The 14,155-nt window shown below is 44.4% G+C and carries 16 protein-coding genes and 2 pseudogenes; 16 read left to right on the forward strand and 2 right to left on the reverse strand.

Going from position 1 to position 14,155, the window contains the following annotated elements; all coding sequences use genetic code 11:
• Positions 1 to 15: 15 nt before the first annotated feature.
• Together JCM14374_RS01885 and JCM14374_RS01895 are read right to left on the reverse strand one after the other, a co-directional pair.
• The gene (locus JCM14374_RS01885; protein ID WP_172674122.1) at positions 16 to 1,188 is read right to left on the reverse strand and encodes a PAS domain-containing sensor histidine kinase; all 1,173 of its coding nucleotides are present in this window, start codon (positions 1,186 to 1,188) and stop codon (positions 16 to 18) included.
• A gap of 223 nt (positions 1,189 to 1,411) precedes the next feature.
• The gene (locus JCM14374_RS01895) at positions 1,412 to 1,843 is read right to left on the reverse strand and encodes an Hsp20/alpha crystallin family protein (protein ID WP_054692755.1); all 432 of its coding nucleotides are present in this window, start codon (positions 1,841 to 1,843) and stop codon (positions 1,412 to 1,414) included.
• 160 nt (positions 1,844 to 2,003) lie between these two features.
• Here JCM14374_RS01895 and JCM14374_RS14280 point away from each other — a divergent pair, with 160 nt between their 5' ends.
• From JCM14374_RS14280 to spoIIM, 16 genes and pseudogenes are all read left to right on the forward strand, one after another.
• The gene (locus tag JCM14374_RS14280; RefSeq protein ID WP_054692758.1) at positions 2,004 to 2,312 is read left to right on the forward strand and encodes a hypothetical protein; all 309 of its coding nucleotides are present in this window, start codon (positions 2,004 to 2,006) and stop codon (positions 2,310 to 2,312) included.
• A 191-nt stretch (positions 2,313 to 2,503) separates the two neighbouring features.
• Positions 2,504 to 3,360: pseudogene (gene spoIVB / locus JCM14374_RS14285) on the forward strand (SpoIVB peptidase).
• 195 nt (positions 3,361 to 3,555) lie between these two features.
• Complete coding sequence (spo0A, locus tag JCM14374_RS01915; protein WP_054692767.1) at positions 3,556 to 4,359, forward strand: sporulation transcription factor Spo0A; 804 nt, start codon at positions 3,556 to 3,558, stop codon at positions 4,357 to 4,359.
• Between the two features lie 279 nt (positions 4,360 to 4,638).
• Positions 4,639 to 4,785: a hypothetical protein gene (locus JCM14374_RS15525; RefSeq protein ID WP_369397264.1), complete on the forward strand. Its 147-nt coding sequence runs from the start codon at positions 4,639 to 4,641 to the stop codon at positions 4,783 to 4,785.
• A 5-nt stretch (positions 4,786 to 4,790) separates the two neighbouring features.
• Positions 4,791 to 5,759, forward strand: coding sequence for a putative cytokinetic ring protein SteA (gene steA / locus JCM14374_RS01920; protein WP_369397265.1), 969 nt, complete (start codon positions 4,791 to 4,793; stop codon positions 5,757 to 5,759).
• Positions 5,760 to 5,817: 58 nt separating this feature from the next.
• Positions 5,818 to 6,711, forward strand: coding sequence for a copper transporter (locus tag JCM14374_RS01925; protein ID WP_054692770.1), 894 nt, complete (start codon positions 5,818 to 5,820; stop codon positions 6,709 to 6,711).
• Positions 6,712 to 6,812: 101 nt separating this feature from the next.
• Complete coding sequence (locus tag JCM14374_RS15530; protein ID WP_369397266.1) at positions 6,813 to 7,118, forward strand: glycosyltransferase family 2 protein; 306 nt, start codon at positions 6,813 to 6,815, stop codon at positions 7,116 to 7,118.
• 62 nt (positions 7,119 to 7,180) lie between these two features.
• Positions 7,181 to 7,486, forward strand: a complete 306-nt coding sequence (locus JCM14374_RS15535) for a hypothetical protein (RefSeq protein ID WP_369397267.1) — start codon at positions 7,181 to 7,183, stop codon at positions 7,484 to 7,486.
• Positions 7,483 to 8,313, forward strand: a complete 831-nt coding sequence (locus JCM14374_RS01935; protein WP_242848775.1) for an MraY family glycosyltransferase — start codon at positions 7,483 to 7,485, stop codon at positions 8,311 to 8,313. Before JCM14374_RS15535 ends, JCM14374_RS01935 begins: the two co-directional genes overlap by 4 nt.
• Positions 8,314 to 8,600: 287 nt before the next feature.
• Positions 8,601 to 8,972: a M20/M25/M40 family metallo-hydrolase gene (locus JCM14374_RS13310; protein WP_054692777.1), complete on the forward strand. Its 372-nt coding sequence runs from the start codon at positions 8,601 to 8,603 to the stop codon at positions 8,970 to 8,972.
• A 35-nt stretch (positions 8,973 to 9,007) separates the two neighbouring features.
• Positions 9,008 to 9,496 (forward strand): M20/M25/M40 family metallo-hydrolase, encoded by a 489-nt coding sequence (locus JCM14374_RS13315; RefSeq protein ID WP_054692778.1) that lies wholly within the window; start codon positions 9,008 to 9,010, stop codon positions 9,494 to 9,496.
• A gap of 86 nt (positions 9,497 to 9,582) precedes the next feature.
• Positions 9,583 to 10,679: pseudogene (locus tag JCM14374_RS01950) on the forward strand (DUF3866 family protein).
• A gap of 264 nt (positions 10,680 to 10,943) precedes the next feature.
• The gene (locus JCM14374_RS01955) at positions 10,944 to 11,483 is read left to right on the forward strand and encodes an NUDIX domain-containing protein (protein ID WP_054692779.1); all 540 of its coding nucleotides are present in this window, start codon (positions 10,944 to 10,946) and stop codon (positions 11,481 to 11,483) included.
• Position 11,484: 1 nt separating this feature from the next.
• A complete protein-coding gene (locus JCM14374_RS01960; RefSeq protein WP_054692782.1) occupies positions 11,485 to 12,663 on the forward strand; it encodes an endonuclease Q family protein in 1,179 nt (392 codons plus the stop codon).
• Positions 12,629 to 13,288: a type 1 periplasmic-binding domain-containing protein gene (locus JCM14374_RS01965; protein WP_054692785.1), complete on the forward strand. Its 660-nt coding sequence runs from the start codon at positions 12,629 to 12,631 to the stop codon at positions 13,286 to 13,288. Before JCM14374_RS01960 ends, JCM14374_RS01965 begins: the two co-directional genes overlap by 35 nt.
• A gap of 241 nt (positions 13,289 to 13,529) precedes the next feature.
• Positions 13,530 to 14,144 carry a stage II sporulation protein M gene (spoIIM, locus tag JCM14374_RS01970; RefSeq protein WP_054692788.1) on the forward strand — a complete coding sequence of 205 codons (615 nt, stop codon included), beginning with the start codon at positions 13,530 to 13,532 and terminating at the stop codon, positions 14,142 to 14,144.
• Positions 14,145 to 14,155 lie beyond the last annotated feature (11 nt).

Here is a 14,155-nt window from a genome sequence, read left to right on the forward strand (position 1 = left end):
ACCTTTTGGTTTTCTTTATGACTTATTTGGGGTGAATTCCTCCCAGACTGGCAGTTCGATATGAAATGTTGCTCCTCCTCTGTCATTGTTGAATACCCCGATCCTTCCGCCTATACTTTTTACAATAGATTCAACAATAGCCAATCCTAATCCTGTGTTTTCTCCAATATCTTTTGTACTATAAAAAGGCTGAAATATGCGGTCAATTTGTTCATTACTTATTCCCGTGGCATTATCAACAACCTCGAGAATCACTTTATTCTTTATCAGGCGGGTATTACAATGGATTTCCTTATCGGATTTTTTAACTTTATCCAATGCCTGTATGGCGTTTTCTAAAAGATTTTTAATCATAGTAACAAGCCAGTTAAGATCTCCAGGAACCTGGGGCAGGTTTTCCGACAAATCCAGTTGTACGCAGATTCCATCGGCGGATAACCGAAATTCAAATATGCTCACGGAAATATGTACAGCGTCATTTAAATTACAAGGCCTGAAATCCGCAACCTGCCTCTTGCGTGTAAATGAACGGATTTGAACAATGGTTTTTTCTATACGGTTTACCTCTTTGGAAATATACTGGAGGGTTTTAATTAACTCCATCGCGTCCGCTGAACCTTCAGTATTATAAAAATAAAGCATACTCTCAACCAGAAGCTTTATAGCGTTGACGGGCTGGGTAATCTCATGAATAATACCTGCTGATTCTGAGTTTAACATTAGTAAACGGTATACTTTATCTATTTGATCTTTTAATTCCTGTCTTTCTTCTGCCAGTTTAAATTGTTCGGTAATATCGGTTAGTATGCTTAAGAGACATGTTTCACCATTGATATCGATTTTTTCGGCAGAATATAGTCCCTGTCTTATCTCACCAGACTTTGTTACAAAAAGTATTTCCATATCCCGAACCGTATCGTTCTCTGTAATTATCTTTTTCATTTCAAAACGTTGATTTGGATCATACCAGAATCCCAACTCAGACGATGTTGTGCCTAATATTTCCTCTTTTGAATATCCAACAAAACGACAAAAACTATCGTTCACGCTGATAAATCTGCCCTCTTCAAAAGTTGTTATGCTCATTGTCAGAGGAACAGCATTATATGCCTTTGAGAAGCGGTCTTCGGAAAAAAATAAGGCTTCTTCAACCCTTTTGCGATCAGTCATATTTTCGCTGTCATTCATTGTGCACATCATACATAATCCCTTATTATTTCAATAGTTGGTATACATTTTCGATAATGATCGATTATTTCCTGCAATGTCCAGGTTATATCTTTTTGATTCGCAGCCAATAGAAAAAAATACACCTCTGTAATAAAGCAGAGGTGTATTGAATATGGAAAGACTGCAAGACACGGTTTCAACGCAGCACCAGCTGGTGGCTGCAGCCTGCGACCCTTTTTCGTTAATCAATACTGATACGGTAATTTTGCGGCGGAGTTTCCTCCAGCTTAGGCAGAATAATTTTCAGCACTCCGTCTTTATAGTCTGCCTTAACCCTTTTATCATCCACATTTTCCACATAAAAACTGCGCCGGAAAGTACCCATTCTTCTTTCTCGTCTTACATAATTATCCTTTTCTTCGTTAATTTCTTCTTTCTTTTCAGCAGAAATAGTCAAAGTATTGTCTTTCAGCTCTACTACAATTTCATCTTTTTTCATACCGGGCAATTCAGCTTCAACGATAAATTCCTGGCCGTTTTCCCTAATATCTGCTTTAAAAGAGGGAGCAAAATCAAAAAAATCGTTATCGAAGAACTCCCGTAACAGTGCACGGCCAAAATCTCCGCCAACCAAATCCCCTCTACTCCGTCTGAAAGGTGTCAGATCAAACATCTTATCGTCCTCCTTTTTAATTAATTATGTTTTCAATAATTATTATAAACAAAAGTCAAAGAAAGTCAAATAAAATATCCATAAATATTTCTTGCCTTTGTATAGTTTTTCCCCTGAAAGAAAAGAATATGAAGCAGCAATTTCAGGGAGTGATAGGAATTTGCGCAGAATTGGCAAGATTACGGGTATAATATTGGCCCTATTATTAATAACCACCTGTTTTAATCCCCAGGTTCACGCCTTATTAAGTCTGCCTGATCACCAGCAGATGGTGGTGGGAGAAAGCAGTCATATCAAAATACGGCTCCCTGCTCAGCTGGCAAACAGTCTGGTTATGCAGGTAATCAACCCATCGCGTAACGTATTCGCACCTCAAGAAGAACTGCCTGTTACAATAAATCGGGATGTTTCCGGCTATGAAATCGTTGCCTTGAAACCTGGCAAAGCAATGTACAACTGCGTTTATTAGGATATATTCCGTTAAAATCTATCTCCATAGAAACTTTGCCGCCACGGCGGGTTGTGGTTGGCGGCCACTCTGTGGGAGTGATGCTTCAGTCCCGGGGCATTATGGTAGTTGGATTTGCCCCGGTCATGACTGGCGCTGGAGAAAAGAACTACCCTGCTCGTGACAGCGGCGTTGAAATAGGAGATCTTATTATGAAAGTCGATGGTAAAAACGTAACCAGCGAAAACGACCTGGCCCAAATGATAGATTCCCATTCTGATGATAACCTGACCCTTACTATTAAAAGGCAGCAGCATTATATTTCACTGCCGGTTAAAGCTATACCTTGTAAGGAAACAGGACGCAAACGCATAGGTTTATTCGTCAGAGACGGCATAATGGGGGTGGGAACCTTAAGCTTTTGGGACCCTGAGAGCAATGCTTTCGCAGCCCTGGGTCATATAATAATCGATGCTGATACCAGGCAGGGTGTAGACGTATTACAGGGAAAGATTGTAAGCGCTTCTATCCAAACCGTAAAACCCGGCAAACCTGGACAGCCCGGTGAAAAAATCGGAATTTTTAACAGCTCTGGACCGATAGAAGGTAAAATTGAAAAAAATAGTTATTCCGGTTTGTTTGGAGAGACTACTCGAGAGGTTAATAACCCTCTGTTGAAATATCCCCTTGAAGTGCCTATGCACATCAGGTTAAGGAAGGGAGGGCACAAATCTACACAGTTATCAATGGTGATGATATAGAACGTTTTGACGTTAATATAGAAAAAGTCTATCCGGCCCGTAAGAATGGCAAAGGTATGGTAATCAAGGTTACTGATCCCAGGCTTTTAAGTATTACCGGGGGCATAGTACAGGGTATGAGCGGCAGTCCAATTGTCCAGGATTCACGGATTGTGGGAGCGGTGACTCATGTTTTCCTTAATGATCCCGAACGAGGTTATGGAATATTTATGGATAATATGCTGTCAGAATTAGATGAACGTCATGGTATGTTAAATAACTTTCGACAAATAGATGATAATAATAAACTCCATAAGATAGTCTCTTAAACGAATTTATATATATAAATTAACAAAAAGCTATACATTTCAATGTGTATTTATGTGTATCATTATGGTAAGCACTGAAAAATTATAGGTTAATTTGATAGAAAAAAAAAAGAGGAAAAGCCCGTCCTACCGTCGAAAAGCGTTAACTAATAGAATTTAGAAGCTTTATAAAGCGATGAGGGGGAATTAATCTAGATGTACGGAGAATCAAATCCAATTAAGGTTCTCATTGCCGATGACAACCGGGAATTTTGTGGAATCCTCAAGGACTATTTCTCCAACGACCCTGATTTTGAAATGATCGCAGTATGTGCCAACGGTATGGAGGTGCTTGATGTAATAGAAAAACAACCCGTGGAAGTTCTTGTATTAGACCTGATTATGCCCTATATGGATGGGATAGGGGTTCTGGAGAAAATTAATCAGCTGCACCTGGAAAAACGGCCTAAGATAATTATTCTTACCGCTTTCGGCCAGGAAAACATTACCCAGAGAGCAGTGCAACTGGGAGCGGATTATTACATACTTAAACCGTTTAATCTGCAGGTTCTGGGAGACCGGGTTCGCCAGGTCGCCAGGGATGTACGTCCGCGTACTGAGAATGTGTCTGCGCCTTCCACTTATCATTTGCCGACTATGCCCGCTAAAAACCTGGAAGTTGAAGTTACCAAGGTTATCCATGAAATTGGCGTACCGGCTCATGTTAAGGGCTATCAATATCTGCGTGATGCTATTATGCTGGTGGTAGAAGAGATTAATTACCTGGGGGCAGTAACAAAAGAACTCTATCCTACCATCGCCCAGAAGTACGATACGACCCCCAGCAGGGTGGAAAGAGCTATCCGTCACGCTATTGAACTGGCCTGGGACCGTGGTGACATCGATAAAATCAATAAGGTTTTTGGTTATGCTGTCAGCGGTGAACGCGGCAAACCTACCAATTCTGAATTTATTGCTATCATAGCTGATCGTTTGCGTCTAGAAAGCAAAGTAAGTTAAGGTTTGAATTTAACGGGGATTATTCAGGTTAAAGCTAAATACTGGATGGGTTCAGATTAAGGTTTCAATTTAGCACCATACCTCTTGTTTATTGCAGAAACTGTTATGTGCAATAAGCAAGAGGTTTTTTAATGTTTACTATAAGGCATAGCATACTTATTCATTTTTACGTTGTGCTTAATTGTGGTAATATTAGTTTCGAATAGACTGTTATACGGGTTATATTATCTTAAAAGATACTCTTATCAGTTGGTTATAGGATTTTAGAGGTGAAAACTAATGTTAGCAAAAGGTCGGGTTAAACTTGACCGGCGTACGAAAAATCTGGTTAAACGTTTGCGTAAAAACGACATAGCAGTTATTGATCATGATGATATCGATGAAGTGGCAGCCAATTCTTTGATTGATATAAGGCCGCAGGCATAATAAACGTGCAGCCATCTATTACCGGACGTTACCCGGCTAAAGGCGCATATAAGATATTGAAGGCTGGAATACCCATATTAGATGAGACCGGCCCCGAGGTATTTGAGAATCTGCGTGAGGGAAATTTGATAGAGATACGCGCCAATAAGGTCTATGCGGGTAAACGATGTATTGCAGAAGGACGGGAACTGTGCCTTGACGATGTGCAGTTAAAATTGAGACAAGCCAACGAGAATGCTCAGAGAGAACTGGACCGTTTTGTAGAAAACACCTTGGAATATGCTTTAAAGGAAAAAGATATTTTATTAGGTAATTTGGAAGTTCCGATACTTGATACTCATATCCTTAACCGTCATGTGTTGATTGTAGTTCGCGGCAGCAGTTATAAAGAGGATTTAAAAGCCATTAAGTGGTATATTGAAGATGAAAATCCGGTTTTAATAGGTGTGGATGGAGGCGCTGACGCCCTGATGGAATTTGGGCTCAAGCCCGACATCATCGTTGGCGACATGGATAGTGTTTCGGATGATGCTCTCCGTTCGGGAGCGGAGATAGTGGTTCATGCCTATGCTGATGGAAAGGCTCCTGGTTTGCAGCGGGTTGAGGAAATGGGATTAGAAGCCAGGATTATTCCTATGCCTGGTACCAGCGAAGATGCCGCCATGATCCTGGCGTGGGAATATGGAGCCAGTTTGATAGTGGCGGTAGGCTCACATTCCAATATGATAGATTTTCTGGAAAAAGGCCGCAAAGGCATGGGCAGCACGTTTTTGGTGAGGCTTAAAGTAGGATCAATATTAGTAGATGCCCGGGGGGTTAGCCAATTGTACAAACACAGCCTGCAGACCAGGTATTTGGCGCAATTGTTCGTAGCCGCCCTGGTACCTATTTCTATTATCTTATGGGTATCCCCCGCTACCAAACCATTTTTCCGTCTGCTGTCACTGCAGCTTAAACTGCTGTTTAGTTTATAGAGAACTTAATTTATGTAATTGGTTTGACATAAAATTGTTCTTGGGCGGGAGTGTTTTTATGATTGACCTGAAATATCATATTGCTTCAATTGTAGGTATATTTTTAGCCCTGGGTATGGGTATCCTTATCGGCAGTACCATTGTTGGTGATAATCTGTTGGTAGACCAGCAGAAAAAGGTCATTGACCGCCTCGAAGAACAATTTTATGCGCTAAGGTCTAAAGAAGAAGAAATGACCAGGGATAACCAGTATAAGGGAGAGATAATCAATAAATATGAGAACTACGGACAGGCTATGCTGCCGGTTCTGGTCAAAGGACAACTTAAAGACTACCGGGTTGCGGTTGTGGTCTCTGGCGACAGCGATGTGCCGCCGGGTATGCTGAATGCACTTTCCATGGCCGGAGCGCAGGTGGTTTCTAAGAGTGTTGTCTTATCTGAAATGAATCTTAAGAATGTTGATTTGCGAAACCGCTTAATTGATTATTACCACCTGGAGAAAAAATCGTCTTCTGATACACTGCGTTACCATGTAGCTGCCAGTGTGGGAATACTGGTGACGGGAGAGAAAGACCCTGAGCTCGGCAGTTTTTTACAGCAGAATGACCTGGTTAAGTTCAGCGGTGAAGGCGGTCCGGTTAATGCGGTTATATTGGTAGGGGGAGCCAACAACCTGTCGGCTGTATTTGCGGACAGTTTTGACCGCGGCTTGATTCAATCCCTGCAAAGCCAGCAAATTAAGGTATTCGGGGTGGAAAACTCACGGGTCAGCTATTCCTACATGGAGAGCTACCAGAAGGAAGATATTACTACTATTGATAATGTGGATTTGAGTCCCGGGCAGGTCTCGTTGATAATGGCTATGAACGGTCAGCCGGGACGCTATGGCATGAAAGCCAGTGCTCAGAAATTTATGCCGGCCCTGCCGGTAAATGCTGCTATTGAACAATAAATGGTTATGTACTATACTTTCTCGCTCAAATTTGCATCAAATACGAAAATTGTGTTATGCATAGGTAATGGTAATGAACTATATAATAATGGGGGCTTGTGGTGTCTTCAATAACTGTGGTGATTCCAGCCTATAATGAAGAAGCTAGAATAGCTGCTACCATACGGGCAGTGCAGACCATACCCGGTGTTGAGCAGCTTTTTGTCATAAATGACGGCTCAACTGATGATACTTCACTCATAGCCAGACAGGAGGGGGCTGCAGTAATAGACTTATATCCTAACCGGGGTAAGGGCGGGGCTATGAACGCATCCCTGGACAGGATTGACAGTGATATAGTGGTGTTTTTGGATGCGGATTGGGGAAGGCTGCAGCTGAAGCACATAAAATTATCCAACCGGTTTTAGAAGGCAGATGCGATCTGGCAATAGCCGCTTTTCCTCCTCCAACTAAAAAGGGGGGATTTGGCTTGGTAAAAGGAACTGCAGGCTGGGCCTTAAAACGTGCGGGACTGCCAAATTCTACTGCCCCTTTAAGCGGGCAGCGGGCCATGAACCGTCAGGCCCTGAAAATTTTGGCTCCATTTTATGAGGCTTATGGGGTGGAACTGGGTATGACCTTAAAAGCTTTGCGTTATGGACTGCGGGTGATGGAAGTATCCACAACCATGAGCCATAAAGAAACCGGACGTGATTTGCAGGGTTTTTTACATCGGGGAAAACAGTTTAAGGATGTAATTAAAGTCCTTCTGGCGGTTAGGAGGGATAAAATTTGAACATCTCCATAAACCTTTTATGGGCATTGGCAGCAGGGCTGCTGGTGGAGGTTATCGTCCTGCATTTTTTGATGGGGATGCTGGAACGCAGCGGAGCGGTCAGGGCTAATTATCTGGGTGTGGATATTCCGGTTAGTGCTGGTATGAGTTTCCCTATAACCATAATCGTTGTGTTTATTTTATTTGCTTTGTTTTCATGCTACCAACCGAGATACCATGTTTTTATATTTGGCCTGACAGCCATAAGTTTTTTGGGTTTTATTGATGATATGTTGGGACGTCGTGATACCCTGGGATTTAAGGGACATATCGGCGAACTTTTGCGGGGTCGCATGACTACCGGCGGGCTGAAAGCCACGGGTGGCTTTATAATAGCCTTTTTTATTGCCTTCTTCAGTTCACACGGGATGTTATCCATTTTATTAAATACATTACTGATTGCACTTTTTACTAATCTGCTTAATCTCTTTGATCTTCGGCCGGGCAGAGCGGTAAAGGCATATCTGTTTTTCCTCCTGGTTATTTTATTATCAGCGCACTTTCAAATCGATTACTTAATATATGTTCCCCTGCTGGGGGCGGTGCTCTGGTATTTTCGTTATGATCTTAAGGCTCGCGTAATGATGGGGGATGCGGGGTCAAATGTACTGGGCCTGGCTCTAGGTTATTATGCCATGATAGCATTGCCGTTATCAATGAGAATAGGGATGCTGGTTTTTCTGATTGCCATACACATCTATACGGAAAAATATTCCCTTACATCCACCATAGAGAAAGTATCTTTTTTAAAGTGGTTGGATAATCTGGGAAGGAAAAACTGGGGTTGATTTGAGTCAAGATCTGTATTGATCAAGCGTTAATACCATATTTATTTGGGAGTGATACAGGATGATTAACCAGGACAGACTGTTAAAAAGCTTTATCCAAATGGCGGAAACCGGTTCTCCATCGGGAAAAGAGGGCAGATTCAGGGATTTGTTGATAGAGGAATTTGCCTCCGGGGATTGAAGGCTGAGGAAGATGGGCTGGTAAGGTTTTAAATGGCGAATCCGGCAATTTACTGGTCAGGATAAAAGGCAATACCGATAAGGACCCTCTGCTTTTCGTTGCTCATATGGATACGGTGGAACCGGGTCAGAATATTAAGGTTACAGTTGACGAAGGAATAGTTAGAAGCAGCAAAGACAGTATTTTAGGAGCAGATGACAAAGCCGCGATAGCCGCCTTACTGGAGGTTGTGGACGTGCTCAGGGAAAACGATCTGCAGCATCCTCCCCTGGAGTTGCTTTTCACAGTGGGAGAAGAACAGGGCTTGCAAGGCGCCAGGCTATTTGATTTCAGTCGGCTGCAAGCAAAAATGGCTTATGTGCTTGATTCCGGAGGATCACCTGGAAGCATAGTGATAAAATCACCCTGCCAGAATGAGATAGAATATAGAGTTCACGGGCGAGCCGCTCATGCCGGGATAAACCCGCAAGACGCATAAACGCCATTCAGGCGGCAGCCAGGGCACTGGCTGCTATGCCCTGCGGGCGCATCGATGCTGAAACTACCTGTAATTTTGGCCAGATCGAAGGGGGAACAGCCCGTAATATTGTGGCGCCTTTCTGCCGCATTAAGGGTGAAGCCCGCAGTTTGCAAAGAGACAAACTGGATAAACTGACTGAAGAACTGAAAAGCATTTTTATAAATCAGGTTGAGGAGCTTGGAGGGCAGGCTGAAGTAGAGATAACATTTCTGTATCCCGAGATTCAACTGGACCCAGGTGAAGAGGTAGTTGCCCTGGCGGTTAAGGCCGCCCAGAGCATAGGCCTTAAGCCCCAATTAATCAGCACCGGCGGAGGCAGCGACGCCAGTATAATAAATGGAGTCGGCATACGCTGTGCTAATCTGGGTACGGGCATGAGCGCTGTGCATACCTGTGATGAATACATCAGCATCAAAGATCTGGTTGATAATGCCCGGCTGGTTTTGGCGATATTAGGTGAATTTAACCAGGGTAAACATTAGACAAAGATTAACAATGGTTATAACAGACTTGCAACTGTGGGGTAAGACAAAAAGCAGAATATGAATTGTATTGACATGGAGGCAGAATGATAGAGGTAGGAAAAGGCACAATTATAAAAGAATTATTCAGCCGTCCGGGGATAAGGGCATTTTCTGTTGAAGTCGCAGGGCGGGAAGAAAAGTGCATCTTATATCCGGATTTAACCGGAGAAGTACAGCCGGGAGATACAGTGCTGTTGAATACTTCTGCAGTATCCCTCGGACTGGGAAGCGGAGGCTATCATTATATAATAGCCAATTTAAACGGTCAGACAAAATCTATGCAGGCCGGCGGGCATATAATGAAACTGCGTTATACCCCAATGCAGGTAAAAGTACTAAGCGTAGAGGAGGAAGAGAGCCTCATCACCTTGACATGCTGGCTGCTGACAGTCTCGAATCTACGCCGGTTCTGGTGGCGACGCTTCATTCCATGCTGGCTCCAATGTGCATCCATCTCCATGACCTTGGTTTAAGAGTTGTCTATGTGATGACAGATGGCGCCGCACTGCCGATTTCTTTCAGCCAGAATGTAGATTGGCTGAAGCGGCAAGGAATCCTGGCAGCAGCTGTTACCTGCGGGCATGCTTTCGGCGGGGACCTGGAAGCGGTGAATATTTATTCAGGTTTACTGGCGGCCAGGAAAGTCGCCGGGGCTGATGTAATAATTGTCAGTATGGGCCCGGGAATCGTTGGTACTGGAACCCGCTGGGGATTTACGGGCATCGAACAGGGTGAAATACTGAATGCGGCAGATACCCTGGGAGGAAAGCCTGTAGTTGTGCCGCGTATTAGTTTTGCTGATCCGAGGCCCAGACACCGGGGAATCAGCCATCATACCCTGACGGTGCTCTCCAGGGTGTGCCGAACAAAGGCGGTTTTGCCGCTGCCTGAATTAGAAGAAAACAAGATGAGTATGGTTTTGGGGCAGCTTCTCAATGACAGGCTCTTTGAACGTTATGACGTGTGCCTGGAAAATACGCCGGAGTTGCTGAAACGGCTGGAAACATGCGGCCTGCGCATCACTACCATGGGCCGCAATGTTGAGGAGGAAAAGGAATTCTTCTTATCACTGGGCGCCGCAGCTCAGGCCGCTTATCGTTTATTTAAGGGTGAAAACCTGCGCAAGATCAACCTGGCGTAGGGCCGAATTGCCACTGTTTGCCCTCATCTGTTGTCCATCTGTGGCTGATTAATTCCTAATTCAAAGATAAGCGCAGATATTCGGCCAGGGTTATATGACCGGGCCATTGGGAAATAAAGTCTTTGAATTCCCGGACCGTACCATGAAAGAGTAAGCCCTGCTTTTTAACATAATATACCAATTGTTATCACCTCGATGGCAGTTTATGCAGATCGGGACTATCCTATGCCTGTTTAACTTATCTTTTGTGAAAGGGGTTAGGAGATGAACTTTACCGAAAAAACCAAAGACTCAAAGGACATATTCTCGGGACGAATCATTAAGGTTCGCGTTGATACAGTAGAACTCCCTGACGGAAGAGAAAGCACCCGGGAGATCGTAGAACACAGCGGAGCGGTAGCTGTTCTGGCCGTAGACGATAAGAAAAACCTTATTATGGTGCGGCAGTACCGCAAACCGTTGGAACGGGTGCTTTTGGAAATCCCGGCTGGAACTTTGGAAAGAGATGAAGAACCACTTTTGTGCGCTCAGCGGGAATTGGAAGAAGAAACTGGATTTCTCGCGGAAAAATGGGATTACCTTCTTTCGTATTATAGTGCTCCGGGTTTTTGCGATGAACAACTGCATTTATATATTGCCCAAGGTCTTAAGACAGGTGTGGCCAGGCCGGACGGCGATGAATTCTTGGAAACGGTTGCAGTTCCAATAGAAGAAGCATATGATATGATTTTCCAAGGTCATATTATCGATGGCAAGAGTATTATAGGAATACAATACGTCTATAATTTGATGGTGGAGAGATAAATTGCGGCGTATTTACGGCGATCTTCATATTCATATCGGGCAGGCGGGAGGAAAACCGGTAAAAATAACCGCTTCTCGCAAACTCGATTTGTATTCGATTCTGTTTGTCCATGCTCCCCGCAAGGGATTAGAGATGGTGGGGGTAGTGGATGCTGGCAGCCCCCTGGTTTCCTATGAAATAACACAAATGCTGGCTGACGGAGTTTTGAAAGAACTCCCCGGAGGTGGTTTTTTAGCCAGCAGCGGGGTTTTGCTTATTGCCGGCAGTGAGGTGGAAAGCCGCGAAGGCATACATTCTGTTCTTTATTTCCCTACCCTGGCCAGTATACACAAGTTTCAGCAATATATGCAGTCAAGAATCAAGAACATGAGTTTGTCCACACAGAAAGCCAGGGTTTCATTGCCGGAGCTTATCAACCTGTCTATTGTCTTGGATGCTGCTTTTTGTCCCGCTCATGTTTTTACACCGCACAAAGGAATATATGGCGCCTGGACTGCACGAATAACACAGGAATTAGGCCGGGAGGCCGCCATGATTAAGACTATTGAATTGGGACTGAGCGCTGATACAGATATGGCTGATCTTATTGCAGAAACCAGGGGTTTTACCTTCATATCCAATTCCGATGCTCACTCGGGTGACAAGATTGGGCGTGAATATAACCTTTTTCGTATGGGGGACAAGAATTTCCTGGAATTAAAATACTGCCTGGAAAACCACAATGAGAGGCGGATACTGGCCAACTACGGGATGGATCCGCGTCTAGGCAAGTACCATCGCAGTTATTGCCCGGCTTGTGACTTGATTATGGAATCCCCTCCTCCAGTTTTGACATGTCCGCAGTGTGGCAGACAAGGTTTGGTTACAGGGGTTCTGGACAGGGTTGTCAGTATATCTGATTATGATGAATCCCGCCATCCGGTGGGGCGTCCACAATACAATTACCGGGTGCCGTTGCGCGAACTTCCAGGGGTTGGACCTGGATTGGAGCAGAAGCTGCTTGCATTTGCCGGGAGTGAAATTTCGCTGCTGGAAGAGGCCAGCCTGGATGATATAAAGCGATTGGCCGGAGAAAATGTTGCCGCCATGATAGGTAAAATGCGTCTGGGTCGTTTGGAAATTATTCCGGGAGGAGGAGGCCGGTATGGAAAGGTCAAAAAGGATAATTGTCAGCAGTGATGCCAGCGGAGCCTTTCACGCGGCTCGTGAGGGCTTTCTGGTGGTTGTTGTCGATGTTATTGATATGTCAACTACTCTGGAAAGCGCTCTGGATTCGGGAGCTTATGCGGTATTGGGTGCCAGTCCGGATTTTACCCGTGCTCCGGTTAACGTGGCTCCAGAGAAGATTGGGCGGGAAGCGGCTCAGCTCGCCCGTGAGGCAGGGAGCGGTATTATAGTGATTTCTGAACCCCGGGTTGGAAAAGATAATGAACGCCTGGCCCGCTGTCAGAAGCTTATTCGAGGCATAGAACAGGAAAAGGGATTTGTAGAAGCCGTATTACCCAATCTGGGAGCGGAAACACCACGGCTTTTGGAGATGAAAGGCCGGGTGGTAGTGGCGGTAACGGATACCGGGGGGGTTGCTTATGACGCGGCCTATACAGCCGGAGGCCGGGTTACAACAGGTACCATTGCCCGGACCTTAAAACATAAAGGAACCCAACCTGCTCAGATAGCCGCTCGCCGCGCGCAAGAACTGCTAAGGGATGATGACCCCGGAATTGCAGTAATCGCGGCCAGCAGCAATTCTTTGGAGGACGTTTTGGCAGCTCAATATATAGCCAACCTGCTGCTGCCAAGTTAACAGCCCAATTTAATACAGCCTCAACTACGATTTGACACAGTATGCGGCAAAGCGGAAAGATATACAATTTATATCCGCTGCGAAACTAATAATATAGCGGTAAAACCGGAGTTAAATAAACTCCGGTTTTCTATTTTCTGCATAAATCTAGTGGGATTTAAATATTATTTGGCATAGAAAATTTACGGTTCCATTCGGTAAAAACATTAAATATAACCTACGGCCGGCAAGGAGACAGACTATGAAACTCAAAACCAGGATAAAACAACATCTGAAAGAAAACCGGGTGCAGTATTTCATTGTTCTCTTCTTTTTTATTGCCGGGATTTTTTGCGGGGACTATAGAACTGCAGATCTGGACGGAGGAGTAAGATTACACCTGCTGAAGCTGATTGAAGATTACTTGAAAGGGGGAATACATGGGAGCACAGGCGGGAGCGGGATCTTATGGGCGGCTTATTTGTCTCAGGTTAAAACCCTGCTGGCGGTATGGTTTCTGGGTTTGACTGTGATTGGTCTGCCTTTAATATTGACAGTTATTCTGCTTAGAGGATTTTCCTTGGGATTTACCTGGAGTTTTCTAATACATGAACAGGCCCAAAAAGGAATTGCTATCGGGGTTCTATCTATACTGCCGCAAAACCTGGTGTATATTCCTCTGCTGCTGGTGTGGTCGGTAGCAGCTTTGAATTTTTCAGTATTTATTATCAGAAACCGCAATGCGAACCTTTTGTCTTTGTGGCGAGGGGTGATCGCCTATACCATGCTAATGTTTGTTTTTTCAGGTATTCTTCTGATTGGTTCATTTATCGAAGCCTACCTGTCACCGTGGCTCCTGTCCCTGGTTCTCAGTTAAGCAGGGGAAAT

Source organism: Syntrophomonas palmitatica JCM 14374, assembly GCF_001311885.1.
GTDB lineage: Bacteria > Bacillota > Syntrophomonadia > Syntrophomonadales > Syntrophomonadaceae > Syntrophomonas_A > Syntrophomonas_A palmitatica.